This window comes from Nocardiopsis alba DSM 43377, assembly GCF_000341225.1.
Taxonomy (GTDB): domain Bacteria; phylum Actinomycetota; class Actinomycetes; order Streptosporangiales; family Streptosporangiaceae; genus Nocardiopsis; species Nocardiopsis alba.
The window spans coordinates 44,180-69,455 of the sequence record NZ_ANAC01000005.1; the positions used below are offsets into that span (position 1 = coordinate 44,180).

22 protein-coding genes and 2 tRNA genes are annotated in these 25,276 nt (G+C 69.9%); 11 read left to right on the forward strand and 13 right to left on the reverse strand.

The window, feature by feature from the left end; genetic code table 11:
- Window positions 1–317: 317 nt before the first annotated feature.
- The gene (locus tag D451_RS0103890) at window positions 318–824 is read right to left on the reverse strand and encodes a PPA1309 family protein (protein ID WP_234305828.1); all 507 of its coding nucleotides are present in this window, start codon (window positions 822–824) and stop codon (window positions 318–320) included.
- 293 nt (window positions 825–1,117) lie between these two features.
- On the opposite strand from D451_RS0103890, the gene D451_RS0103895 reads away from it, so the two are divergent.
- The 3 genes from D451_RS0103895 to D451_RS0103905 all read left to right on the forward strand — a co-directional run bounded on the left by D451_RS0103895 (window position 1,118) and on the right by D451_RS0103905 (window position 4,555).
- The gene (locus tag D451_RS0103895; protein ID WP_017533490.1) at window positions 1,118–4,045 is read left to right on the forward strand and encodes a UPF0182 family membrane protein; all 2,928 of its coding nucleotides are present in this window, start codon (window positions 1,118–1,120) and stop codon (window positions 4,043–4,045) included.
- A gap of 143 nt (window positions 4,046–4,188) precedes the next feature.
- Window positions 4,189–4,265 (forward strand) — tRNA-Met (locus tag D451_RS0103900).
- 213 nt (window positions 4,266–4,478) lie between these two features.
- Window positions 4,479–4,555 (forward strand) — tRNA-Met (locus D451_RS0103905).
- Window positions 4,556–4,671: 116 nt separating this feature from the next.
- On the opposite strand, the gene D451_RS0103910 is transcribed toward D451_RS0103905, so the two are convergent.
- The 5 genes from D451_RS0103910 to hisN all read right to left on the reverse strand — a co-directional run bounded on the left by D451_RS0103910 (window position 4,672) and on the right by hisN (window position 9,278).
- Window positions 4,672–5,391 (reverse strand): ABC transporter ATP-binding protein, encoded by a 720-nt coding sequence (locus D451_RS0103910; protein WP_014912314.1) that lies wholly within the window; start codon window positions 5,389–5,391, stop codon window positions 4,672–4,674.
- Window positions 5,392–6,423 carry an efflux RND transporter periplasmic adaptor subunit gene (locus D451_RS0103915; RefSeq protein WP_017533491.1) on the reverse strand — a complete coding sequence of 344 codons (1,032 nt, stop codon included), beginning with the start codon at window positions 6,421–6,423 and terminating at the stop codon, window positions 5,392–5,394.
- 8 nt (window positions 6,424–6,431) lie between these two features.
- The gene (locus D451_RS0103920) at window positions 6,432–7,685 is read right to left on the reverse strand and encodes an ABC transporter permease (protein ID WP_017533492.1); all 1,254 of its coding nucleotides are present in this window, start codon (window positions 7,683–7,685) and stop codon (window positions 6,432–6,434) included.
- Window positions 7,686–7,882: 197 nt separating this feature from the next.
- On the reverse strand, window positions 7,883–8,410 hold the full coding sequence (locus D451_RS0103925; RefSeq protein WP_036567746.1) for a hypothetical protein: 528 nt from the start codon (window positions 8,408–8,410) through the stop codon (window positions 7,883–7,885).
- Between the two features lie 61 nt (window positions 8,411–8,471).
- Window positions 8,472–9,278, reverse strand: coding sequence for a histidinol-phosphatase (hisN, locus tag D451_RS0103930; RefSeq protein WP_017533494.1), 807 nt, complete (start codon window positions 9,276–9,278; stop codon window positions 8,472–8,474).
- A gap of 195 nt (window positions 9,279–9,473) precedes the next feature.
- On the opposite strand from hisN, the gene D451_RS0103935 reads away from it, so the two are divergent.
- A complete protein-coding gene (locus D451_RS0103935) occupies window positions 9,474–10,064 on the forward strand; it encodes a TetR family transcriptional regulator (protein WP_014913474.1) in 591 nt (196 codons plus the stop codon).
- A 169-nt stretch (window positions 10,065–10,233) separates the two neighbouring features.
- Here D451_RS0103935 and rsgA read toward each other — a convergent pair whose 3' ends face one another.
- Window positions 10,234–11,259: a ribosome small subunit-dependent GTPase A gene (rsgA, locus tag D451_RS0103940; RefSeq protein WP_014910152.1), complete on the reverse strand. Its 1,026-nt coding sequence runs from the start codon at window positions 11,257–11,259 to the stop codon at window positions 10,234–10,236.
- The gene (aroA, locus tag D451_RS0103945; RefSeq protein WP_017533495.1) at window positions 11,256–12,590 is read right to left on the reverse strand and encodes a 3-phosphoshikimate 1-carboxyvinyltransferase; all 1,335 of its coding nucleotides are present in this window, start codon (window positions 12,588–12,590) and stop codon (window positions 11,256–11,258) included. The genes rsgA and aroA overlap by 4 nt, the downstream gene beginning before the upstream one ends.
- A gap of 120 nt (window positions 12,591–12,710) precedes the next feature.
- Between aroA and D451_RS0103950 the strand changes: the two genes are divergently transcribed.
- A complete protein-coding gene (locus D451_RS0103950) occupies window positions 12,711–13,883 on the forward strand; it encodes a cysteine desulfurase family protein (RefSeq protein ID WP_017533496.1) in 1,173 nt (390 codons plus the stop codon).
- A gap of 295 nt (window positions 13,884–14,178) precedes the next feature.
- Here D451_RS0103950 and D451_RS0103955 read toward each other — a convergent pair whose 3' ends face one another.
- A complete protein-coding gene (locus tag D451_RS0103955; protein ID WP_017533497.1) occupies window positions 14,179–14,847 on the reverse strand; it encodes a peptidylprolyl isomerase in 669 nt (222 codons plus the stop codon).
- A 103-nt stretch (window positions 14,848–14,950) separates the two neighbouring features.
- Entirely contained in the window at window positions 14,951–15,397 is a 447-nt protein-coding gene (locus D451_RS0103960) for a PLD nuclease N-terminal domain-containing protein (RefSeq protein ID WP_014912790.1), read from the reverse strand.
- Between the two features lie 204 nt (window positions 15,398–15,601).
- On the opposite strand from D451_RS0103960, the gene D451_RS0103965 reads away from it, so the two are divergent.
- From D451_RS0103965 to D451_RS28210, 3 genes are all read left to right on the forward strand, one after another.
- Window positions 15,602–16,420, forward strand: coding sequence for a helix-turn-helix domain-containing protein (locus D451_RS0103965; protein WP_014911076.1), 819 nt, complete (start codon window positions 15,602–15,604; stop codon window positions 16,418–16,420).
- Between the two features lie 78 nt (window positions 16,421–16,498).
- A complete protein-coding gene (locus D451_RS0103970) occupies window positions 16,499–17,713 on the forward strand; it encodes an amidohydrolase (protein ID WP_017533498.1) in 1,215 nt (404 codons plus the stop codon).
- A 226-nt stretch (window positions 17,714–17,939) separates the two neighbouring features.
- Window positions 17,940–18,077: a hypothetical protein gene (locus D451_RS28210; protein WP_014908672.1), complete on the forward strand. Its 138-nt coding sequence runs from the start codon at window positions 17,940–17,942 to the stop codon at window positions 18,075–18,077.
- 39 nt (window positions 18,078–18,116) lie between these two features.
- Here the strand turns inward: D451_RS28210 and D451_RS0103980 are convergent, their stop codons facing one another.
- Together D451_RS0103980 and D451_RS0103985 are read right to left on the reverse strand one after the other, a co-directional pair.
- Complete coding sequence (locus D451_RS0103980; RefSeq protein ID WP_017533499.1) at window positions 18,117–19,061, reverse strand: DUF3592 domain-containing protein; 945 nt, start codon at window positions 19,059–19,061, stop codon at window positions 18,117–18,119.
- A gap of 74 nt (window positions 19,062–19,135) precedes the next feature.
- Window positions 19,136–19,933, reverse strand: a complete 798-nt coding sequence (locus D451_RS0103985) for a TIGR03089 family protein (RefSeq protein WP_017533500.1) — start codon at window positions 19,931–19,933, stop codon at window positions 19,136–19,138.
- 135 nt (window positions 19,934–20,068) lie between these two features.
- On the opposite strand from D451_RS0103985, the gene D451_RS0103990 reads away from it, so the two are divergent.
- From D451_RS0103990 to D451_RS0104000, 3 genes are all read left to right on the forward strand, one after another.
- Window positions 20,069–22,111, forward strand: a complete 2,043-nt coding sequence (locus D451_RS0103990) for a hypothetical protein (RefSeq protein ID WP_017533501.1) — start codon at window positions 20,069–20,071, stop codon at window positions 22,109–22,111.
- A gap of 73 nt (window positions 22,112–22,184) precedes the next feature.
- A complete protein-coding gene (locus D451_RS0103995; protein ID WP_014913525.1) occupies window positions 22,185–23,105 on the forward strand; it encodes a glycosyltransferase family 2 protein in 921 nt (306 codons plus the stop codon).
- On the forward strand, window positions 23,102–24,220 hold the full coding sequence (locus D451_RS0104000) for a glycosyltransferase family 4 protein (protein ID WP_017533502.1): 1,119 nt from the start codon (window positions 23,102–23,104) through the stop codon (window positions 24,218–24,220). The genes D451_RS0103995 and D451_RS0104000 overlap by 4 nt, the downstream gene beginning before the upstream one ends.
- A gap of 23 nt (window positions 24,221–24,243) precedes the next feature.
- Here the strand turns inward: D451_RS0104000 and D451_RS0104005 are convergent, their stop codons facing one another.
- Window positions 24,244–25,194, reverse strand: a complete 951-nt coding sequence (locus D451_RS0104005) for a lysylphosphatidylglycerol synthase domain-containing protein (protein WP_017533503.1) — start codon at window positions 25,192–25,194, stop codon at window positions 24,244–24,246.
- Window positions 25,195–25,276: the final 82 nt, after the last annotated feature.

Sequence of the window (25,276 nt, forward strand, 5' to 3'; positions counted from 1 at the left end):
ACCCCTTGGAGTTGATGTAGGAGAACACGTACCGGTCGCACCCCCCGTGTCTGAGGTAGGAGGGCGTGTGGCCGTTACACCCTGCCGTGGTCAAGGCCCGAAAGTGTTTGCTTTGCGCCTCCGCTTCGCTTCGGCGCGTGTTCGGGCGCCAAGGGAGGCGGGAACCTTCGGCACCTACGGTGTGGCCACTCGTACCTCGCGACCCCACCTGCGGCACCTCCAGAACCCCGCCGGCGCCCGAACGGGCAACCCCCCGTGGCCGGGGTAGGAGATCGCGTGCCCTGACCTCAGGGGGTTGCTGTGGGAGACCGCGTGTACTACTCCTCCAGGTCGAGGGTGAGGGCGAGGGCGGAGGTCAGGGCCGGGATCAGGTCCGGGCCGTTGAGCACCTCGGACTCGCTGTCGTGACTGCGCATCCGCATCGCGCAGTGGCGGGAGCCGTCGCGCAGCACGCCGGCGACCATCCGGATCTCCTCGGTCTCCTTTCCTGAGAGCGCGGGGTCCTCGCCGGCGGCCAGGGTCTCGTCCGAGCCCTTCACCACCAGGCGCTCCATGACCAGCGCGCAGCCGGCCACCCCTTCGGGCCACAGGATGCGACCCAGGGCCTCCTCCAACGGGACGTCTCCGGGCAGCTCCTCCTGCTCCACCGGGGTCAGCTCGTCCGGGTCGGCGGGGGAGTCGATCCCCAGCAGACCGGCCAGAGCGGGCTCCGCTGTCAGCAGCTCCGAGGTCGGTACCAGGGCGTACAGCCCCAACGGTCGGTCCCACCCCTGTTCGGCGGCGTGGCGTTCCAGGTCCATGACGGCTTCGCGAATGTTCGACACGTTTCCATGGTGGCCGATGTGGGAACCTCGCCGCGCCCGTTCGCCGGCAGTAGGGTCGCGTGGGGGCCGTCCGTTTGCGACTCCGATACCCCAACGATGCAGCCTTGTCACCTGCCTATGGGGGATTTCGGGAACCCGGGGGCCACCGCATAAGTTTTCACCAATAAGGCGCCACACGCGCACCAGAACGCACCTAGCCAGAACGAGGGGGAGGCGTGAGCTTCCGATCGCCCGGCGCACCACCTGCGCGTATGCCTCGCCGATCAAGGTTGCTCGCGCCAGTCGCGGCGACCGTGGTCGTCATCATCGCGGGATTGATGCTCGCCGCGAACTTTTGGACCGACTACAAGTGGTTCAACGCCATCGGCTACACCTCGGTCTTCCTGACCGAGCTGTGGACCCGTGTCCTGCTGTTCGCCGTCGCCGCACTGGTGATGGCGGTCATCGTCGGCGCGAGCATCTTCTTCGCCTACAGGGCCCGGCCCGGTATCCGGCCGATGAGCCTGGAACAGCAGGGGCTGGACCGCTACCGCCAGTCCATCGACCCGCACCGCAAGCTCTTCTTCTGGATCGCGGTGGGCGCCCTGGCGCTCCTGTCCGGAGCCGCCGCGAGCGGTGACTGGCGCGTCTACCTCCAGTTCGTGAACAGCGTGGACTTCGGCGTCAACGACCCCGAGTTCGGCATCGACATCGCCTTCTTCGCGTTCACCTATCCGTTCCTGCGGATCCTGCTCGGCTACATGTACGCGGCGGTCATCCTGGCGTTCATCGCCGCGGTCATCGTCCACTACCTGTACGGCGGTGTGCGTCTCCAGAACGACAGCGGCCAGCGCGCCACCCCCGCGGCCCGAGTGCACCTGTCGGTGCTGCTGGGCCTCTTCGTGCTGCTGCGCGCCGGTTCCTACTGGCTCGACCGCTACGGACTGGTCTTCTCCAACCGCGGCTACACCTTCGGCGCCTCCTACACCGACGTCAACGCCGTCAAGACCGCGCTGACCATCCTCACCGTCATCTCGGTGATCTGCGCGCTCCTGTTCTTCGCCAACATCGTCTTCAAGAACACGATGATCCCGGTGGCCTCTCTCGGTCTGCTGGTGCTGTCCGCGGTGGTCGTCGGCGTGGCCTACCCCGAGATCGTCCAGCGCTTCCAGGTCAACCCGAACGAGCAGCGCCTGGAGAGCCCCTACATCGAGCGCAACATCGAGAGCACGCGCGAGGCGTACGGGATCGCCGACACCGAGGTGATCGACTACGACGCCACCACCGAGCTCACCCCTCAGGAGCTGGCGGCCGAGGCCGACACCATCCCCAGCGTGCGTCTGGCCGACCCGGCCGTGGTCTCGCAGACCTTCCAGCAGATGCAGCAGGTCCGAGGCTTCTACCAGTTCCCGGACGTGCTGGAGGTCGACCGCTATCCGGACGCCGACGGCAACCTGATCGACACGATCGTCGCCGTCCGCGAACTCGACGGTCCGCCCGCCGACCAGGACAACTGGCTCAACCGGCACCTGATCTACACCCACGGCTACGGCATGGTCGCCGCCGCGGGCAACCTGATCGACAACGAGGGCCGCCCGGTCTTCACCGAGTACAACATCCCGCCGCGTGGTGAGCTCAGCGACGTCGTGGGCGAGTACGAGCCGCGTATCTACTATGGTCGCGAGGGCGCCGACTACGTCATCGTCCAGGCCGAGGAGGAGTACGACCACCCCCTCGACCCCGAGGCCGAGGAGCCCGACGTCCCCACGCTCGAGGACGCCGTGGAATCCAGCCCGAGCCCGGACTCGGACGAGGCCCGCGCCCCGGCCGACGGCGCCGACGAGTCCCAGGACGCGGACGCCGAGGCCACCGAGGAGGGCGAGGACGGTGACACCGCCAGTGGCTCCCAGGCCTACAACCGTTACGACGGTGACGGCGGCGTGCCGCTGAACAACTTCTTCGACCGCATCCTGTTCGCGATCAAGTACCAGGAAACGAGCATCCTGCTCAACAGCGCGATCACGAGCGACTCGCGCATCCTCTACGAGCGCGACCCGCTGGACCGTGTCGAGAAGGTCGCCCCGTTCCTCACCGTCGACAGCCGCCCCTACCCGGCGGTGGTCGAGGGTCGTGTCGTGTGGATCGTCGACGGTTACACCACCTCCGACGGCTACCCGTACGCGAACCGCATCGACTTCACCCAGGCGGTGACCGACACCTTCACGGACGGTTCGGCCCAGCAGGTCGGCGCGCTGCCCGGCAACGAGGTCAACTACATCCGCAACTCGGTGAAGGCGACCGTCGACGCCTACGACGGCACCGTCACCCTGTACGGGTGGGACGAGAACGACCCGGTCCTCCAGACCTGGCAGGGCGCCTTCCCGGGCACGATCGTCGACCGGGACGAGATGAGCGACGAGCTCGTCCAGCACCTGCGCTACCCGGACGACCTGTTCAAGGTGCAGCGCGAGATCATGCGCGAGTACCACGTCACCGACGCCGCGTCCTACTACGGTGGTCAGGACTTCTGGACGGTCCCCAACGACCCGACCCAGGAGGGGGAGGTCTCCGAGCCGCCCTACCGCCAGACCATCAACTTCCCGGGCGCCGAGGAGCCGAGCTTCTCGCTGACCACCACGTTCGTGCCGCGTAACCGTGAGAACCTGGCCGCGTTCATGGCGGTGGACAGCAACCCCGAGTCGGACGAGTACGGCAAGCTCAAACTGCTGGAACTGCCTCGAAGCACGGTGATCTTCGGTCCCGGCCAGGTGCAGAACGCCTTCGACTCCGACGCCGACGTGCGCGAGGTGCTGCTCCCGCTGGAGCAGTCCAACGCCGAGGTGACACGAGGCAACCTGCTGACCCTGCCGTTCGCCGGCGGTCTGCTCTACGTGGAGCCCCTCTACGTTCAGGCCGGTGGCGGCGGAGCCGCGTCCTTCCCGCTGCTCCAGCAGGTCATGGTCGGCTTCGGTGAGGAGGTCGCGATCGGCAGCAACCTCCAGGACGCCCTGAACAACCTGTTCGAGGGCGGCGAGGGTCCGCTTCCGGACCCGGACGAGGGCTCCGAGGAGTCCACCGGGGACGACGAGACCTCCGAGGCGGGCTCCGAACCCTCGGACCTCACCGACGCCCTCAACGAGGCCGTCGAGGCCTGGGAGGAGGCCCAGAACGCCAACGAGGAGGCCAACGAGCGTCTGCGCGACGCTCTGGAGGCCCTCGAGGAGGCCGCGGGCGAGAACTAGTCCTCGCCCCTTCGGGGTGAGGCCGTGACGCGGGGCGGGATCCGGACGGGTCCCGCCCCGCTCTCGTGTCCGGGGTGTCCGGCGTCTCCGACCGTCGATTTGGCGTTCACCCCGTGGGCACGCTAACGTAGTGAACACAACGACGCGGGGTGGAGCAGTTCGGTAGCTCGCTGGGCTCATAACCCAGAGGTCGCAGGTTCAAATCCTGTCCCCGCTACCAGGTTCGGACCCGGGAGAAATCCCGGGTCCGGTACTTTTCCGACTTTTCACCCCGGTGAAAATCGGAAATGTCCTTCCGGGGTTTTCCACACGGTGGGATGAGGGTCGAGATCGAGTGATCGATCGAGGTCGGGTGGGTTCTCCACCGGTTCGGCGGAAGTCGGAACGGATTTGCCACCCGAGAGTGAATGCCCTAAAGTGGAGAACACAACGACGCGGGGTGGAGCAGTTCGGTAGCTCGCTGGGCTCATAACCCAGAGGTCGCAGGTTCAAATCCTGTCCCCGCTACCAGGAAAAGCGCCGGTCGGAGAAATCCGACCGGCGCTTTCTCGTGCGCGGATACCTCGAATCCGAGGGGGACCGCGGATCCCGTGCGGACCGGAGGGTCGGTCCGCACGGGATCACGCTCAGCGGGTGCGGCCCTCCACCAGTTCGACGATACGGTCGGCCCGCTCGGCCACCTTCGGGTCGTGGGTCACCACGACCACGGCGGCGTCGTGGTCCCGCGCCTGCTCGATCAGCTGGTCCATGATCATGGTGCTGCTGGCGGCGTCCAGAGCGCCCGTGGGCTCGTCGGCGAGGATCAGGGCGGGGTCACGACTCAACGCGCGCGCCAAGGCCACACGCTGCTGCTCACCGCCGGAGAGCTGGTGCGGCTGAGAGTGCAGCCGGTGACCCAGCCCCACCGACTCCAGCAGCTCCTTGGCGCGGGCCCGACGACGCAGTAGCGGCACCCCGGAGAGCACCATCGGCACCCCCACGTTGGACAGCGCGGTCCGCCGCTCCAACAGATGGAACTGCTGGAAGACGAAGCCGATCCCGTCACCGCGCAACCGCGACCTCGATCCCTCGCGCAGGCCGGTGGTGTCCACCCCGTCGAAGACGTAGGACCCGCCGCTGGGCCGGTCGAGCAGACCCAGCACGTTCAGCAGCGTGGACTTGCCCGACCCGGACTGCCCGATGATCGCGACGACCTCGCCGCGGGCGACGTCGAAGGTGCAGTCGTGCAGCACGTCGATGCGTTCGCCCGACACCATGAAGTGCCGGGTCAGCCCCTCCACCCGGAGCAGCGGAGAGGCGGGTGAACGCACCGGGGTGGGGAGCAGGTGGGGAGCCTCGAACGACATCTAGCTCTCCTCCGCGATTTCCGGGTCCTCGAAGTCCTCATCGAAGTCCTCGTCGAACTCGTCCATGGGCTCCTCGGGGATGTCGAAACGCGGGTCGAGCGGGATCGGGTCCATGACCTTCTCGCCCACGCTCAGACCTTCGGTGACCTCCAGGAAGTTCCCATCGGACAGACCCAGGGAGATCTCACGGACCTCCTCGGAGCCGTCGTCGCCGATCACGATGACCTCGCCCGACTCGGAGTTGCCGCGCACGGCGGTCACCGGGATCACGATGACGTTCTCGGCCTCGCCGGTGCTCACCGACAGCTTGCCCTGCACACCGTCGAAGACGGTCAGGTCGGAGGGGACCCGGCAGGACAGCTCGGAGCCGCCGCCCTCGCCGCCGCCGGTCTCGTCGTCCCCCTCGGAGGAGGAGTCGTTCCCGGCGCCGAGCCCGATGAACTCGCATTCCGCGGCGGGCGGACCCTTGTCGATCTTGAGCATGATCTCGCCCGGGTCGTCGTAGAACCGGTAGAGGTCGTTGGCCGGGACCTGGGCCACCGCCTGGAACTTCCCGCTGGAGACCGTGGCGACCGTGGCCCCGGGCTCCAGCACGTCACCGACCAGGACGTCGTCCAGGCCGGACAGGGTGCCGCTCGCGGGCGCGTACAACGTCACCTCACGAGTGGTCGGGGCGTCCTCCTCCCCGTCTTCACCCTCGACGGCCCCGCCCTCGGCGGGCAGGGAGACGTTGACGACCGGAGCGCCCTTGTCCACGCTCGCGCCGTCGTTCAACCACAGATGGGTGACGGTCCCGCCCTGACGGGCCCGGACCTTCTCCCCGGATTCGGCGCGGACGATGGCGTCCAGCACCAGTACGGAGCTGACCGTCCCCAACTCGACCTCGACCGGCTCTCCGCTCACGTCGGAGGCGGTCCCGATGAAGTCCTCGTCCGAGGGGTCGGCTCCGGACCGCGACAGCAGGAGGTAGCCCGAGCCGACCAGTCCCAGCAAGAGGACGGTGACGGCGCCGACGATGATCCACTTCTTCACTTGTTCTCCTATTCCCGCAGCCCTGCGACGACGGACGCGCGCAGCGCCCGGATCGCGGGGATGATCCCGGCCAAGAGCCCGACGAAGGCGGCGCTGCCCAGACCGACCAGTACGGCCGACGGCGGCACCACCATGGCGATATCGGGGGGCAGCGCGACGAAGTTCCCGATGACGGCCCCCGCGACGGCCACCAGGGCGAACGACAGGAGCAGGGCGATGAGCCCGGCCACCACGGCCACCACGACGGCCTCCATGACCACCGCCACGAACAGGGTGAACCGGCTCGCGCCCAAGGCGCGGTAGGTCGCCAGTTCGCGCCGTCGTTCCCGGACGGTGACCAGCCCGACGTTGAGGACGCCGAGCAGGCCGGTGGTGAGGGTGATGGCGGCGATACCGATCAGACCCCACGACATGATGTCGATGAGCTCCTGGGTCTGCTCCGCGTAGTCGGCCCGATAGATCATGAGGTCGGGGCGGCCGTCGGTGCTCCACCGCCACTTCGCCGACGACAGACGCTCGGTGAACTCCTCACCGTTGTCCATGTCCTCGGCGGCGCTGTCGGCGGGGTCGAGGAGGGCGACGTGGGTGACCCCCAGCTCGCTCTCGCCCGGTGACATGCCGCCGGCCTCGGCGTCCCAGGTGGGGCCGAAGATCATCTCCTCGGTGATCGGGGAACGCAGCAGGTAGGCGCTGTACCAGTCCCCGTCGAAGGCCGACCCTTGAGAGACGCCGACCACGCGCACGTCGATCCAGCGGTCGGTGCCCATCTGGATCTCGGTGCTGTCGCCGATGATGTCCCCGAGCGCCTGGTTCACGACCAGGACCGGGGCCTGGGAGCCCAGGTCGGCCTCGGTGAACCAACGCCCCTGGAGGATGTTGATCCGGCGGATCTCGGCCATGGACACGTCCACGGCCGTGAGGTCGACGTAGTCGAGGGTCTCGTCGCCGTTCCGGAAGACGGCGCTCTGCGCGGGCATCTGGGAGAGCGAGACCTTCTCGGCCCCGGCGCGCGCGATGTCCTCCTCGTAGGCGGCCATGTCGGTGACCGCCGAGAAGGATGTCACCTGCATGGTGGCGGCTCGCCCCGCGTTGGCCTCGCTCTCGGCGGTGGCGTAGCGCTGCCCGAGGTCGCCGGCGGTGACCACGATGATCAGAGCGCCGACACCGACGACGATCCCCGCGCAGGACAGGATGGTCCGGGCCACGTTGGCCCGGGAACCGGCGAAGGCCAGCAGGATCCCGGCGGTGAGGGAACGCAGCATTGGGCCCCTTCCCGTGTGTGTCTGTAGGACCCGGCGCGGCTTCGGCGGCGCCGGGGTGGCCCACGAAGGCGGGCTGACAACAGACCCATCGCGGGACCGAGGGGTTTCGGTTCACTCTGGGAGGATTTTTCTACAGGACCGTTCGAAAGTCCCTTACGCCACGCACGTATCCGAAGGGGCGGGGGCGTGAGCGGCTCTCAGTCGACCTCGAAACCGTCGCAGGTGATACGGGCCCCCTCGGCCGCGTCGGACCAGATCACCGTGTACACGCCGGTCCGGAGCGGGGCGGCGTCGAAGTCGTCGGGGTAGACGAGGCCGGTCCACTCGTCGGAGGCGAGCTCGGCCTCGGCGGTCGCGGTTCCGCCCTCCGGATCGGTGACGGTGGCGAAGACGGTGCCGGAACGCTCGTGGTCGGCGTCGATCAGCCCCAGCTCGACCGAGGCCTCGTCCATGACGGTCTCCCGGGGCGCGTGGCTGCGCCAGAGACCGGGGACCTCGGGGTCGACGGCCGGATCGCAGGAGAAACCGTCCGGTTCGAAGTGGGCCTCGGCCACCCCGAGGCCCGGCATCCGTGTGTCGGCGGAGTCGCGTACGGACTCGGCGATCATCTCGCTGAGTTCCATGGGGCTCTTGCCGTGGCCCTCCGCGCAGGCGGTGGTGGCCAGGAGGAGGGCCGCTCCGCAGAGCACGACCGTACGTGGGAGACGGGTTGTCGTGGTCAGCACACAGCGCACATTACTACTCGACGTGTTCTTTCGAGTGCGGAACGTGCCCGTCGGTGTCGGTTCAGGGGCGGCGCAGCGGGGTGGGACCCCCGTTGAGCCAGGTCAGGGTCTGCTCGTGCAGGGCCCCGTTGGTGCACACCAGAGGGCCGCCGTCCTCGAAGCCCTGCCCTCGCAGAGCACTGGCGCGACCACCGGCCTCCTCCAGGATGATCGGCAGCGGCGCGGCGTCCCACAACGACAGCTCGGGCTCGGCGGCGATGTCCACCACACCCTCCGCGACCATCACGTGCGACCAGAAGTCGCCGTAGGCGCGGGTCCGCCAGACCGAGCGGGTGAGTCCCAGGAACGACTCCAACCGCCCCTGCTCCTCCCAGCCGGTCAGTGAGGAGAAGCTCAGCGACGCGTCCGAGAGTTCGGTGACCTGGGAGACCTGGCAGCGAGTGGCCTTGGAGAGGTTCCGTCCGGCCCACGTGCCCCCGCCCTGTGAGGCCCACCAGCGCCGGTGCAGAGCCGGAGCGGACACGAGGCCGACCACGGGCCGATCGCCCTCGAGCAGGGCGATGAGGGTCGCCCACACCGGGACGCCCCGCACGTAGTTCTTGGTGCCGTCGATGGGATCGATGACCCACACCCGGTTGCTGTTGCCGCTCTTGCCGTACTCTTCGCCGACCACCGCGTCACGGGGACGGGCGCGCGAGAGCACCCCTCGCAGGGTCTCCTCGACCATACGGTCGGCCTCGGTGACCGGGGTCAGGTCGGGTTTGGTGTCCACGACCAGGTCGAGCGAGCGGAAACGCTTCAGCGCGATGTCGTCGGCAGCGTCGGCGAGCACGTGTGCCAGCCGCAGATCATCGTCAAAGGACCCCATGGCGGGTAACGCTACCGTCCCGGGAAGGCTCATGCCCAAAGCGGGGCCGGCGCGTGACCGGAGTGTGATGACCTGTGCCGCGAACGCCTACCCTGCCCTGTGTGCGTCGAATCCGGGGAACGGCGCCCGAAACGGAACACGTGTTCCCGCCCCGCGCCCACCCGAGGGCGGCGGAGCGGATGTGAGGATGAGGCCATGGGGACCGTGAGCGGAGACGGACGCGCGGGAGCGGGTGTCGGCGCCCGGGAACGGCTGCTGGACGCCGCCTACACCGAGGTGCTGGCGGGCCACTGGGGCGGCCGCAGGATGGTCGACATCGCCCGCGCGGCCCGGGTGTCCAGGCAGACCCTCTACAACGTGTTCGGGAGCAAGGAGGGGCTGCTCCAGGCCGTGGTGGTACGCGAGGTCAACGCGCTCATGGACACCGTCGAACGTGTCCTGGAGGCCGACGGTCACGATCCAGCGCACGCCGTCGGTCGCACCATCCGCATGGTGCTGCTCGGCGCCCGGGACAACCCGTTGCTGCGGGCCGTGGTCACCGGAGACGACGAACTCCTCCCCGTGCTCACCACCCGCTCCGAACCGCTCCTGGACGCCCTGGGCGAACGGATCCACCGCACCCTGCGCGAACACTGTCCGAACGCCGATCCCGGGGTCGCCGAGACGGTCGCCGACGTCACCCTTCGTCTGCTCGTCTCGTACTCGCTTCAGCCGATCGACCCGGACCTGGCCGCGCGGAGGGTCGAGATGGTCGTGCACGGGATACTGCTCCCGGTCGACCGCTGACCACGGGCACGGCGACGGGCCGGCGCCCTTGAGACCTGGACCTCCACCTACCTCTGGTGATGGTGAGGGGTCTGTTCCGGGCGGTATCGGCCGGGAGACCAGCGCTCCGGAGAACGGCGCTCGCACGGCTCCGGGGCCGGGGCCGCTCGACGCGGCCACCCCGGCGGTCTCAGGGCGTCGGGCTCTGCGGAGCGGGCTCGGAGTCGTCCTCGCCCTCACGACTGGAGAGCAGACGTCTCAGCGAGGCCACCCGGTCCGGGTCGGCCTCGCCCCGATCCAAAGCCGCGCCTATGGCGCAATCGGGGGCGTCGGCCTGGTGGGTGCAGTCGGGCGGACAGTCGGCGGCGAACTCGTCCAGGTCGTGGAAGCCCCGCACGATCTCCTCGGGTCCGATGTGCGCCAGACCGAAGCTGCGCACCCCCGGGGTGTCGATCAGCCAGCCGCCCTCGAACTCCAGCGCCAGTGCCGAGGTGGAGGTGTGCCGGCCTCGACCGGTGACGGCGTTGACATGCCCGACGGCCCGGTCGGTGCCCGGCACCAGCCGGTTGACCAGGGTCGACTTGCCCACACCGGAGGAACCCACGAACACCGTGGTCCTCCCGGCCAGACGCGAACGCAGCTCCTCCAGCCCCTCGTCCGGTTCCAGGACCTCGTAGGGCAGCCCCAACGGCCGGTAGATGGCCAACATCTCATCGGGGGAGGCCAGATCGGCCTTGGTCAGACAGAGCAGAGGCTCCAGCCCGGCGGCGTAGGCGGCCACCAGGCAACGGTCCACGAAACGCGGTTGCGGGGCCGGGTCGGCCAGGGCGCAGACGATGGCGAGCTGGTCGGCGTTGGCGACGATCACCCGTTCCACCGGGTCGGTGTCGTCGGCGGTCCTTCGTAGGACGGAGGCGCGTTCGCGCACTCGGACCACCCGGGCCAGGGTGTCGGGTCGGCCGGACAGGTCGCCGACCACGTCCACACGGTCGCCGACCACGATGGAGCCGCGGCCGAGCTCACGGGCCTTCATCGCCACGACGGGGACGCCGTCCACCAGACAGCGGTAGCGCCCACGGTCGACCGCGGTGACCAGGCCCTCACGGGCGTCCTCGTGCTTGGGCCGTTTACGGGTGCGTGGGCGGGAACCGCCCCGGGCCCGCACCCTGATGTCGTCCTCGTCCAGGTGACGCCCACCGCCTCGGGTGCGGCTCATGACAGGACCTCCGCCCACAGGCCGGGGAAGTCGGGCATCGTCTTGCGCGTGGTGGCGATGTTCTCCACCTCCACCCCGGGCACCGCGAGCCCGATCACCGCTCCGGAGGTGGCCATCCGGTGGTCGTCGTAGGAGTGGAAGACCCCGCCGTGCAACGGTCGAGGACGGATCACCAGGCCGTCGGGCAGCTCTTCGACGTCCCCGCCCAGGCGGTTGATCTCGGCGGCCAGGGCGGCGATCCGGTCGGTCTCGTGCCGGCGCAGGTGCGCGATGCCGGTCAGTCGGGAGGGGGAATCGGCCAGGGCCGCCACGGCGGCGATGGTCGGGGTGAGCTCCCCGACGTCGCGCAGGTCGGCGGTGATGCCGTGGATCGCCCCGGTACCGCGCAGGGTCAGGTTCTCGCCCCGATCGCCCGAACGGGAGACCTCGCCGCCCATACGGGTGAACAGCTCGCGCAGCACGTCACCGGGCTGGGTGGTGTGCTCCGGCCAGCCCTCGACGGTGACCTCGCCCTTGCTCACGAGGGCCGCCGCCAGGAAGGGCGCCGCGTTGGACAGATCCGGCTCCACGGCGATCTCCGAGACCCGGAGCGGGCCGGGCTCCACCCTCCAGGAGTTCTCACCGGTGGTGACCGCGGCCCCGGCGGCCCGCAGCATCTCCACCGTCATGTCCAGATGCGGCTGGGAGGGCACGGGCGGCCCTTCGTGGCGTACGTGCACCCCCTCGTCGAACCGGGCCCCCGCGAGCAGTAGGGCCGAGACGAACTGGGAGGAACCGGAGGCGTCCAACGTGACCTCGCCGCCGCGCACCGACCCCGTGCCGTGGATGGTCAGCGGCAGGGCACCGCGATCCTCGTCGTCGATACGGGCGCCCAGGGCGCGCAGCGCGCGGAGGAGCTCGTCCACCGGCCGTTCCCGCGCGCGCGGATCGCCGTCGAAGTCCACCCGACCGTCGGCCAGGGCGGCCACCGGTGGGACGAAGCGCATGACGGTTCCGGCGTTGCCCACGTCGATCGAGGCCGGTCCGCGCAGCGGGGCCGGGGTGACGACGAGGTCGGGGGTGTCCGGATCGTCGGAGGGGACCTCCTCGACCCGCGTGCCGAGCGCGCGCAGGGCGCCCACCATCAGCTCGCTGTCCCGGCTCACCAGGGGGCGGCGTACCGCACAGGGCCCTTCCGCGAGCGCGGCGATGATCAGGGCCCGGTTGGTCACGGACTTGGAACCGGGCAGGCGGACACGGGCCCGTACCGGGCTGTCCGCGAGAGGCGCGGGCCAGTGCTCCCCGGCGGGGACGTCGGTCGGTCGGGGAGGCGTGGGCACGGAGTCAGGCATGACACAAGGTTATCGGGCCGGGGCGGCCGGTGCCGGAACGGAGACCGACCTGTGGAAAAGCCCGGGCCCGGGGGCCGGGGCCCGAAGCCCCCGGGCGCCGGACGTATCCTGGAATGCGCCATGGTGTATCTGGATCACGCAGCCACGACCGAGGTCCGCCCCGAGGTGATCGCCGATGTGGCGGCGCAGCTCGGTGCCCTCGGCAATCCCTCCTCACTCCACGCGCACGGCCGGTCCGCCCGCCGTGTCGTCGAGGAGTCCCGAGAACACATCGCCGACGCGGTGGGCGCCACCCCGCACGAGGTCGTCTTCACCGCCGGCGGGACCGAGTCGAACAACATCGCGATCAAGGGCCTCTACTGGGCCCGGCACGCCGAGGACCCCGCCAGGACCCGGATCCTCATCGGCGCCGTGGAACACCACGCCGCCCTCGACCCCGCCCGCTGGATGGCCGACCACCAAGGGGCCCTCTGCGAAGAGCTCCCCGTGGACGCCCGGGGCCGGGTGGAACCCGACGTGCTGCGCGCCGCCATCGAACGCGACCCCGCGTCCGTCGCCCTGGTGTCGGTGATGTGGGCCAACAACGAGATCGGCACCCTGCAACCGGTCCGAGAACTGGCCGCAGTCGCCGCCGAGTACGGGGTGCCCTTTCACACCGACGCGGTCCAGGCGATCGGCGTCGAAGAGGTCGACTTCGCCGCGTCCGGGGTCGGCGCGCTGACCTTGAGCGGCCACAAACTCGGCGGCCCGGTGGGGACCGGAGCCCTCGTGGTGGCCCGAGGCCTCGCCCCGACCCCCGTCCTGCACGGGGGAGGCCAGGAACGCGACATCCGCTCCGGCACCCTCTCCGCGCCCCTCACCCGAGGCCTGGCCACCGCCGTACGCCTCGCCGTCGAGGGCCGCGAGAAACACGTCGCGCACCTGAAAGAGCTCCGCGACGAACTGGAGGACCGGGTACGCCGAGTCGTGCCCGACGTGGTCGTCAACGGCGACCTCGACCGCCGGCTGCCGGGGATCTCCCACCTGTCCTTCCCCGGATGCGAGGGCGACGCCCTGCTCATGCTCCTCGACGCCCGCGGCGTCTCCTGCTCGACCGGCTCGGCCTGCTCGGCCGGGGTGGCCCAGCCCAGCCACGTGCTGCTGGCCACGGGCGCCGCCCCCGAGACCGCGCTCAGCAGCCTGCGCCTGTCCCTCGGACGGACCTCCACCCGAGAGGACATCGACCGGCTCGTCGAGGAGATCGGACCCGCCGTCGAACGCGCCCGCGCGGCCATGGCCAAACGCCGACGCTGAAGGTAGGAGACCGCGGACCGGTTACACCCTGCTGTGGCTGGGGGCCGAAAGTGTTTGCTTTGGCCCTCCGCCGGCGCTTCGGGCCGTGTTCGGGCGCCAAGGGAGGCGGGAACCTTCGGCACCTACGGTGTGGCCGCTCGCACCCGTCACCCGCCACCGCCCTCAACGGACGGCCTGACGGCCGACAGCCCTTCCCGAGCGACCCCACCTACGGCACCTCCAGAACCCCGCCGGCGCCCGAACGGACAACCCCCCGTGGTTGTTGTAGGAGACCGGGTGTCGGTCGGATCCTTCGCTAGCCGGCGCGCTGGACGGTGATCGACTCCAGGACGATGTCGTCGGTGGGGCGATCGTTGCCGTCGGTCTCGACGGTGGAGATCTCGTTCACGATCTCCAGCGACTCCTCGTCCGCGACCTTGCCGAAGATGGTGTGCATGTTGTTCAGGTGCGGGGTGGGGGCGACCGTGATGAAGAACTGGGAGCCGTTCGTGCCCGGGCCGGAGTTGGCCATGGCGAGGATCCCGGGGTCGTCGAAGGTCAGACCGGACTCGAACTCGTCCTGGAACTGGTAGCCGGGACCACCCCGACCGCTGCCCTGCGGGTCTCCGCCCTGGACCATGAAGTCCTGGATGACCCGGTGGAAGATCGTGCCGTCGTAGAACTCGTCCGCTCCGGTCTCGGGGTTGGTCGCCAGATCGCCCTCGGCCAGACCCACGAAGTTGGCCACGGTGATGGGGGCCTCTTCGGGGTACAGCTCCACCTCGATGTCGCCCGCGCTGGTGTGCAGCACGGCGCCCTCGACGCCGTCGATGTCCACTTCGGCGGGGAGCGGCGACTCCTCGGGGGCGGTGGGGGTCTCCGCGTCCGGAGCGGTGTCGGAGTCGTTCTCCGACGAGCCGCAGGCGGCGGTGGCGAACAGAGCGGTACAGGCGAGGATCGAGACCGGCAGGGTCAAGCGGTTCATCGGTTCACTTCCGAGGTCGGATGCGCGGCGGGGGTGGCACACAGATTACTGCGAATCGGTAGAGGCGAGAGCTTCGGGGGTAGGGCCGAAACCCGGACATCTCTCATACGGAGGGTCCGGTCGGGTCCTCGTCACCGTCCCGTTCACGACGGTCCGATCCCTGTTCACGTCGCTCGCGCTCACGACGCTCGCGCTCCTCACGCTCCTGGAACTCGCGGGCCCGACGGCGCTGCTCCTCCGCGCGTTCACGGCAGCGACGCAGGAACTCCTCGTCCTCCTCCGGGGTAGCGGCCCGGGCCCGCCCGGGGTGCTCGTATTCGGGGAAGGGGGAGGGCGGCCCCACCGGTCCGTTCACGGCGGGCTCACGGGGCGGACGGCCGAGCAGGAACCACGCTATGGCGCCGATCTTGGGGAGGAGCAGGACGATCACGGCCCAGGCGGGTTTGGGGAGGAGCCGGATCCGTTCCGCGTCGGACCCGATGACGTCGAAGAGCACGTACACCCAGAACGCCAGCGACATCAGTGTGAGGAAGAGGGCGAGGTAGACCAACGGACCTTCCAATCGGGGGAAACACTCGACAGGCTAGGGCGACATCGCCGACTTTGTCCTGACTTGTCAAGGATGGCCGCACCCGCCTCGTCGCTTGACCATTCACCCCGAGCCAAGAGAAGGTCGTCTCCAAGGGGCCGGGGTGTCGCACCGAGGGTATGTCACGCCACGCCCCTCGAGGCGTCGGCGAGAACGGGAGAGGTTATGGGTATGAACTCCGCGTTGCCTTCGGCGATGTGGCTCCCCTTCGGGGCGCGGATGTTGCGTGCCCGCTCCGACCGGGGGCTCTCTCGCGCCGAACTGGCCGAGAGCGTCGGGGTCACCGACGACAAGCTCCGCGAGGTCGAGGACGCGCACTGCCGACCCGCCCGCTCCCTGGTCGAACGAGTCGACACGGCCCTGGGCGCCGAACACCGCCTGGTCGACGCCTGGGCGATCACGCTCCAGGCCGAGGCCTTCCCGAACGAGTTCGGGGACATGTGCGAACTCGGTACGCACGCCACACGCCTGTGGGAGCACCAGCCGATGACGGTCCCGGCCTTCCTGCGGACCCGGGAGTACTCGCGGGCGATCCTGGAACCGCTCTACTCCCATGTGGGCCCGGAGGAGATCGAGGCCCTCGTGGACGACGAGATGGCCGACAGGGCGGCGATGACCGGCCCGGACGGTCCGGAACTGCGGGTGGTCCTCAACGAGTCGGTGCTCCAACGCCCCCAGGGCGGTCCCCAGGTCCTCAACGAGCAGCGCGCCTTCCTCGCCGATCTGATCAAGGCGGGCATCGTCAGCCTCGCGATCATCCCCGAGGAGACGCCCTCGCACCCGGGATTGGGCGGGGCCTTCCGGATGATGGAGTTCGCCGACCGGCCCAGCATGGTCTACGCCTTCGCCGCTCAAGGAGGCGAGCTCACCGGGGACAGCGAGGACGTCGGCCACTGCCGGATGGTGCGCGACGCCATCGAGGAGGCCTGTGTCGACCTCACCCCCGAGTCCGAGCTCCTCTGCGGGCATCCCTCCGCCGAGTGACACCGGGCACGGGTCGTTGACCGATCGGTGCCGGAAAGGTCTTGGGGGTGTGTCCGGGGATGGGTTAGGTTGCCCGCCATGGATATCGCTATCACCTCCGGATACGTCGTGCCCGTCGTGGGAGATCCCATCGAGGGCGGGACGGTCCTCATCTCGGACGGGCGGATCACCGCGGTGGGCGCCGCCGACGAGGTCACCGTGCCCGAGGGCGTCGAGGTCGTCGACGCCGCCGGCAAGTGGGTCCTGCCCGGCTTCGTCGAGGCCCACGGCCACGTCGGAATCCACGAGGAGACCATCGGTTGGGCCGGTGACGACACCAATGAGATGACCGACCCCAACGGTGCCCGTATGCGGGCGATCGACGCGATCAACCCCGCCGACCAGGGTTTCGTCGACGCTCTCTCGGGGGGTGTCACCAGCTCCGTGATCAAGCCCGGTTCGGGCAACCCCATCGGCGGGCGGACCGTCGCCATCAAGATGTGGGGCCGCAGCATGGAGGATCGCCTGCTCAAGGAGCCGGCCAGCGTCAAGAGCGCCCTGGGCGAGAACCCCAAACGCGTCTACGGTGACAAGAACACCCTCCCCTCCACCCGCCAGGGCGTGGCCGCGGTCATCCGCGACGCCTTCACCAAGGCGCAGGACTACAAGGCCAAGCGCGACCACGCCCGGAGCGAGGGGACCCCCTTCGATCGGGACAACACGCTGGAGACCCTCGTCCAGGTGCTCGACGGCGATGTCCCCTGGTGTCAGCACGTGCACCGCGCCGACGACATGCACACCGCGATGCGGCTGGCCGACGAGTTCGGCTACCGGCTCATCATCAACCACTGCACCGAGGGCCACCTGCTGGCCGACGAGATCGCCGCACGCGAGATCCCGGTCATCACCGGACCGTTGATGACCAGCCGCTCCAAGGTCGAGGTCGGCAACCGTACGCTGGCCGGTCCCGGGATCCTGGACCGGGCGGGCGTCAAGGTCGCCCTGACCACCGACGCCCCGGTCATCCCCATCGAATACCTCGTCTACCAGGCGATCCTGTGCGTCAAGGAGGGCATGGACCGCGACTCCGCGATCCGCGCGCTCACCGTCAACCCCGCCGAGATCATGGGCCTGGACGACCGCGTGGGCTCGTTGAAGCCGGGTCTGGACGCCGACGTGGTGGTCTGGTCGGGCGACCCGCTCGACATCATGAGCCGCGCTCTGCGGGTGTTCGTCGGCGGCCGTGAGGTGTACACCTACGACGAGGAACGACGCGAGGGCAAGGCGGCCGACCCCTACTACAGGGAGGCCTGACCCGCGCGAACCCGACGGCCCGTAGCGCTCCACCGGTCGTTCGGACCTCGGGCCCGCCTCGCTCCGTGAGGGGTGTCTAAGGACCCCCCGACGCCGCGACGCCTCCTCTAAGGAGGGTCGCGGCGTCGTCGTTCGAGGAACTCTCCCGATGTGCCGCGGGGGTCCTTATCGGAAGTCTGGAGACATCGGGAAGAGGTTTCCCGGTGTGACGGACCGAGGAGGGCCCATGCACCACGATCTCAGCGCTCAGGCGGCCGACCTGTACCGGGTCGAGATGGAACGTCTCGCCCGGGAGGAGCGGATGGCACGGGAGGCGAGGAGGACGGAGCGGGAGAAGGAACGTGAGAAGAGGAGGAGGCGGTGACACCGCGACCCGGTGGCCGGGTTCGGTCGGGAGGGCGGATCAGACCGGGGGCGTCGACCAGAACACGAAGGTCAACGCCACCCCGAGGACGGTGGACACCAGTCCGATGAAGAACAGCGCGACACTCTTGCCCAGAGCCGCGTTCATGTGGCCGACGAGAGCGTGGTCGGCGGGGTGTTCCGGGTCGTAGCGGACCTGGAGGGGCTGGTCGACCACCGGTTCGAAGGAGCCGCTCGCGACCGGATGACGGTGGTGGACCTCGCGTCCGTCGGCCGCCCGGAAGTGGAGGGTGAACGGGTGGACTCGATAGGTGCGGTGTCGCTCGTTGTTCCCTTTTCGCCGACGCACTTCGGTCCAGGCGTCGGTGACCACCCCGGTCGCCTCCGCGGTGAGTCTCCGCTCTCCGGTACCACGACGGATCAGGCCGCGGACGGCGAGAACGAGGAATACCGGTCCGAGGACGGCGAACAGGAGCGGGACGAACCTCCCCGCGGCCTCGCCCCCGTTCAGAACTAGGACGCCGACACCCAGGACGAGGGCCGCGCCGCCCACCGCGTACAGCAGGGGCCACACCGGCGAGGGCGGCTTCGGGAGCCCGTGCGGATACAGGGGATAGAGGCCCTGGGGCGGTAGGGGGAACGCCGCGCGCTCCACCCGGATGTTCAGGGGGTCTCCGGCGGCGTACGTCAGCTCGACCGGGGTGCCCTCGCGTACCAGGTAGCCGTTCAGCCCCGATGCGTCGACGGCCTCCCAACGGCGGCCGTCGCCCCCCTCCACGGTCACGGTCACCCGGTGGCCGTGGGGAGAGCGTTCCAGCGGATGCACGACGGCGATCACTCCGCGAGCGCGAACACCGGATCGGTCCAGCTCTCGTACACGTCGGTTCTCCTTGGAGGCGGCCAAGAAGCCGCGTATCCCCTTATAGAGGAAGGAACCGGCGCATACGAGGATGATGAGGAGAGGTATGAGGGTCGTGTTGTCCACCGGGTCGTTCTAACAGAGCGGACCTATGGGTGGAAAGGTCCGTAACCGGCCATCGCCCCTTTTCGAGGTGCCGGTCAGCTCACTCGCCGGAAGGGGAGATCCTCGTCGAGGCCCTCACCGAACAGGACGGTCACCCGCTCGGCGCTCAGCCTCTTGAGGAAACGCTCCCGCTCGCCCTCGGCCGGGGCGGGCGTCACGACCAAGGGGGCACCGGACACCACCGCCGCCAGGAGCACCGAGAGATCCTCGCCCAGGGCGCTCAATGGAGCGTCCGAGGGGACCACGACCGCCAACCGGTCGTCCTCTCCCAGTTCCCACGCGCGGGCGCGTTCACGTCCGGCGGCCACCAGTTCGGCCCCGGTGAACGTCCGACCGTTCGATTCCAGAGCGGGCTCCTCGGCGGAGACCCGATAGGCCGGGAAGTGGTCCCCGTGCCCGCGCACCTCCACGGTGTAGTCCGTGACCATCGGCGGGACCTCGCGCATCGGCATCCCGAGGGAATCGAGCGAGGTGCCCACGACCTCCTCGGCGCCCCCGTCCAGAGCCGCGTCCAACCGACCTTCGTCGGTCACCGCGACCTCCGTGCCCGGAGCGACCCCGTCACCCTCCAGCACCACGGCGGCCCCCACCGACCAGGCGGACAGCGCCCACGCCAACGACTGCCAGTGCACGGGCAGCGCCACCGCGATCCGGTCGCCCGGCTGGGTACCGAACCCGTCCACCAGCATGTTCGAGGTCTTGGAGACCCAGTTGTCGAGGGTCGCCCGCGACAGCTCCACCCGATCGCCGAGATCGTCGTAGGAGGTCACGAACGGGCGGGAGGGCTCGGAGGCGACGAGGGCACGCCACAGGGGCGCGGGAGAATCGGACATGGGCTCATGCTACTTTCCCGGCGCCCGGACCCGACCCACAAGGCCGAGGTGACCGGGGGTGTGGGTGTTTGTCATGGCCGCTCCGAGAAGGCCGATCGGTGTGCGTACGATGCCGGAAGCTGTCAGAGTTGCCCCATGCGTCTGCTTCCCGGACGGCTCCTCGCCCGCGTGACCGCGCTTCCCGCGATCGCCCTCTCCGCCTGGCTTCTCGTCGCCTTTCCGCTTCTGGTCGGCGGTTGGTTCACCCCGATGATCGGCCTCGTGCTGGGGTTGCCCGCCGTGGTGGCCGCCGGTGCCCTCCTGCCCCGACTGGTCCCCGACCTGGACGACGTCCCCTGGTGGCCGGTGGTGGCGGTCCTGCTGATCACCGTGGCCTTCGCCGCGGTCCAGATCGCCTACCACGCCGAGGCCCTGGTCATCCGTAGGGATCCCGCGTCCTACGCCATGTACACGACGTGGATCGCCGAATACGGGCACCTGCCCATCCCACAGCAGCGGGAGCTGATCGCGGGGGACGATCCCGCGTTGAGCTACCAGAGCCTGGCGCATTACGAGCGCGACGACGTCATCTGGCCCCAGTTCATGGCCGGAGCGCCCCTGGTGCTCTCGATCGGCTACTGGCTCGGCGGTCTCGACGGCATGCTCGTCACCACCCCGATCCTGGGAGCCCTCGGGGTCCTCACCTTCGCGGGGCTCACCGCGCGTCTGGTCGGAGCGCGCTGGGCGCCCCTGGCCGCCCTGGTACTGGCGATCTGCCTGCCTCAACAGTGGGTCAGCAGGTTCACCTACAGTGAGCCCCTCGCCCAGATCCTCCTGCTCGGCGGGCTGGTGATCGCGTTCGACGCCCTGTCCCGGCGCAGCGCCCTCACGGATCGTTGGAGTGCGGTCCACACCCTCGCGGCCACCGCGGGCGTGGTGTTCGGACTCGGCGTCCTGGTGCGGATCGACGCCATCCGCGATCTGCTCCCGGTCATCGGTTTCATCGGTCTGCTGCTCGTCGCGCGAAGGGGGCAGGCCCTCCCGCTGCTCGGAGGGCTCGTCGTCGGCGTGGCGTACGGGCTCGTCGCGGGCTACGGCTATTCACTCCCGTACCTGGAATACCTGTCGGACTCCATGGTCCCGCTGCTCCTCATCAGCGGAGGGGTCGTCTTCGCCACGGTCGTACTCACCGCGGCCCTGTGGCGCCACGGACCACCGCACACCGAACGCGTCCGATGGCTGCCCGACGCGGTCGCGGGGGTCACCGTCCTGGTGATGGTCGGTTTCGCCGTCCGACCCCTGCTGTGGCCGGACTACGGGCACGGCAGCGACTTCACCGACCAGTGGGTGGCGGCGGTCCAAGGCTTCGAGGGGCTGCCGATCGAGGGCAGCCGCACCTACTACGACATGAGCCTGTACTGGGTGGGCTGGTACGTGGGGCTGGGCGCCGTGCTGTTCGCCTCCCTCGGCGTGGCCCTCGTCCTGAGGCGGCTCGCCCTGCGCCGCGACCTCTGGTGGATGTTGCCCGCCATGCTGTTGGTGTGGACGGTGACCACCACGCTCCTGCGTCCGGCCATCACCCCCGACCACCCCTGGGCCAGTCGACGGCTGATCGTGCTGGTCATCCCGGCGTTCATCCTCTTCGCCCTGTGGTTCCTGGCCAGGCTGACCCGCTACTGCGAGGCGGTCGCCCGCAACACCGGACAGCGGTCCCTCATGCGGTCGCTGCCCCCGGTCGTGGTCGCCGGGGCCGTCGCCTCCCTGCTGGTCCCCACCGCCGCCACCTCGGCCGCGGGGATCATGGGCTACCGCCAGGACGTGGGGACGGTCGCCGAGACGGAACGCCTGTGCGCCTCGCTCCCGCCGAAGGCGTCGGTGCTCGTGGTCGACTCCGGCATGGCGGGTGGTTACATGCCGCTCATCCGCAACGTCTGCGGCGCCCCCACCGCCGCCCTGAACGACCACAGCCCCGAGGCCGTCGAACGGGTGACCGCCGCCGTGTACGAACGTGGCCGCGTCCCCGTGCTCGCCGCACCGGAGTGGGCGACGCTCGACGAGCTCACCGGGAACGGGGCCGACGCCGAGCGGCACTTCCACGTGATCGCGGACATGGACCCGAGTACGCTCATGACACCCCCGACCGGCTCCTGGGACTTCCAGGGCAGTGTGTGGACCGTCGTCCCACCGGCTCCGGAGTGAACCGCGTTCCCGTTCCCGACGGCGACCGCCGTGCCGGGGACCCGCCACCGACCGCCCCGTCGAGAAGAACCGTATGAGCCACAGCGAAGAGCACACCGACGACCCTTCCGTACGGGTCACTATCGTCCTGCCCTGCTACAACGAGGAAGAGCACGTCGTCGACGAGGTCAAGCGGATCTGCTCGGCCATGGACGCCTCCGGATACGGATACGAACTGCTCGCGGTGGACGACGCCTCCAACGACGGCACCCTGGCCCGGCTGCGCGACGTCGAACACCTCTTCCCGCACATGCGGGTGGTGGCCTTCGGGCACAACGGGGGAGCGGGGACCGTTCGACGCATCGGCAGCCAACGGGCGCGCGGCGAGTACGTCGTGTGGACCGACGCGGACATGAGCTACCCCAACGAGCGCATCCCCGAACTGGTGGCCAGGCTCGACGCCTCACCGGAGATCGACCAGGTGGTCGGGGCGCGCACCCAGGAGATGGGGACGCACAAGCTGTTGCGGGTCCCGGCCAAGTGGATGATCCGCAAGATCGCCGAACGCCTCACCAACACCAGGATCCCCGACCTCAACTCCGGCCTGCGGGTGTTCCGTAGGGACGTGGCCCGCCCCTACCTGCGACTGCTGCCGCCCGGCTTCTCCTGCGTCACCACGATCACCCTGGCGTTCCTGTCCAACCAGCATCGGGTCGAGTACGTGCCCATCGAGTACGCCAAGCGCGCGGGCACCTCCAAGTTCCACTTCGTGCGCGACGCCTACCGGTACATCCTCCAGGTGCTGCGCATGGTCATGTACTTCAACCCGCTCAAGGTGCTCATGCCGCCCGCGCTGTGGCTCCTGGGGCTGGGGACCGTCAAGTTCGTCTACGACCAGGTACAACAGCCGCTCTACATCCCCAACAACACCGTCATGATCCTCATGACCGGGTTGATCTTCGCGGCGATCGCCTTGTTGGCCGACCTCATCGTGCGTTCCAGGGAGCACCCGTGAACCCGCGGATCACCCTTGTAGGCCCGGCCCATCCCTACAAGGGCGGCGGGGCACGGCACACCACCGAGCTGGCCCATCATCTGGCCGGAGCGGGACACCGGACCCGGATCGAGTCGTGGGCGGCCCAGTACCCCTCGGCGCTCTACCCGGGCGAGCAGACCATCACCGCCCCCGAGGGAGAGCCGTTCGCCGACACCCGCCACGCGCTGGCCTGGTACCGGCCGGACGGCTGGTGGGCCACCGGCCGCCGTCTGGCACGTTCGGAGGACCTGGTGGTGCTCACCCTGTTCTCGCCGGTCCAGGTCCCCGCCTACCTGGGCGTCCTCGCCGGGCTGCGCTCGGTCCGCGGTCGACGGGCCCGGGTGGTGGTGTTGTGCCACAACGTCCTGCCGCACGAACGTCGAGCCGTGGACGTCTCACTCGTCCGCGCTCTGCTGCGCCGGGTCGACGGGGTCCTGACCCACACCGACGAGCAGGCCCACCTCGCCGAGGGGCTGCTGGGCTTCGGGCGGCGCCGTCCTCTGGTCGCGTCGATGCCGCCGCACCTGCCCGAGACCGGTGGGGAGCGGGCGCATCCGGGGGGAGAGGCCGGCGAGCGACGCCACCTGCTGTTCCTCGGGATCGTCCGCCCTTACAAGGGGGTGGACGTGCTGCTGCGGGCCATGGCCGAGGGCGTCCCCGGCGACGTGACCCTCACGGTGGCGGGCGAGTTCTGGGGCGGTTCCGAGGAGACGGTCGCCCTGATCCGGAGACTGGGCCTGGTCGATCGGGTCCATCTGCGCGAGGGGTACGTCCCCGCCGAGGAACTTCCGAAGCTGTTCGCCGAGGCCGACGCGATGGTCCTGCCCTACCGGGCCGCCACCGCGAGCCAGAACGTGTGGCTGGCCCACGAACACGGGCTCCCGGTCGTCGCGACCCGGGCGGGCGCGCTCGCCGACCACGTCCGGGAAGGGGTGGACGGCCTGTTGTGCGCCCCCGACGACGTCGCCGACCTGGCGCGCGTGTTGGCGGAGTTCTACCGACCGGGTGTCCCCGAGCGCCTGCGCGCCGGGGTGCGTCCGGTGGACGCCGAACCGTACTGGAAGGCCTACATCGAACGCCTCCTGGAGGCCTGAACGGGGCCGGCCGTCGTGAGGCGTCAGGCGCGTTCGGGCTCGGGCTCGGGGGCGGCCGGGGCTCTGGACAGGGCCAGGGACAGTCCGGCCCACCCCACGTCGGCGACGGTCATCACCAGACGGGAGAGCACCGCCACCATCAGCGCGGCTCCGGCGTCCACCACCGGGGCCAACGCCACCACCAGGACCACCTCGCGCACGCCCAGCCCGGCCGGGGCGAACACCACGAGCAGCCCCAGGGTCCAGGCGAGCGCGTACGCGCCCACCGCGGGTCCGAGCGAACGCAGGGCGTCGCCGCCCACGGCCCAGGTCAACAACCACACGTGCAGGCCCAGCGGGATCCAGGCGACGAGGGTCCAACCGACCGAGGCCGCCACCGCGCCCCCGCCGATCCGTAGGGGGCCGGCCTCGGCGACCTCGCGGAACCGGGCGAAGGGGCGGGCCGCGACACGAAGCCCCAGCCCCAGGATCCGAGGGTGCAGGCAGGCGAGCAGGACGGGGGCGGCGGCCAGCGCCCACCACCAGCGGCGGGCCGCCTCGACGGAGGACAGCGGAAGCGCCACCGCCGCCACCGCGAGACTCACCGACACCGTCACCGCGATCGCCACCAGGGTCGCCGTGGCTCCGCGGGAGCGGGGCACGTTCCAGTCCCGGGCCAGCTCCACCTGGGCGACGAAGGCCCATACCGACCCGGGAAGGTACTTGCCGAGCTGACCGACGAACATCACCCGCGCGGCGGCGGCACGTGGCAGAGGGGAGCCCAGCCCGGACAGCAGCGACCGCCAGGCGAGCATCTGAGCGGCCAACCCGGCCATGCCGGCCAGGACGGCGGTGGGCGGCACCCAGAGCGGGAGGTCGGTCACGGCCCCGCGCGCCTGGGTCCAGTTGGTGTGCAACGCCAGCCCCGCGCAGGCGCACACCAGCACGAGGAGGAGAAGGCGGATCCACACGTTGTGTCGCAGCCGAGTCAGCACCCCGCAAGCCTAACCGGCGCGACCCCTCCCTTTCCGTTCGTCCACAGGGCGGATCCGTCCGGCCTCGACGGCCCCGGGATCC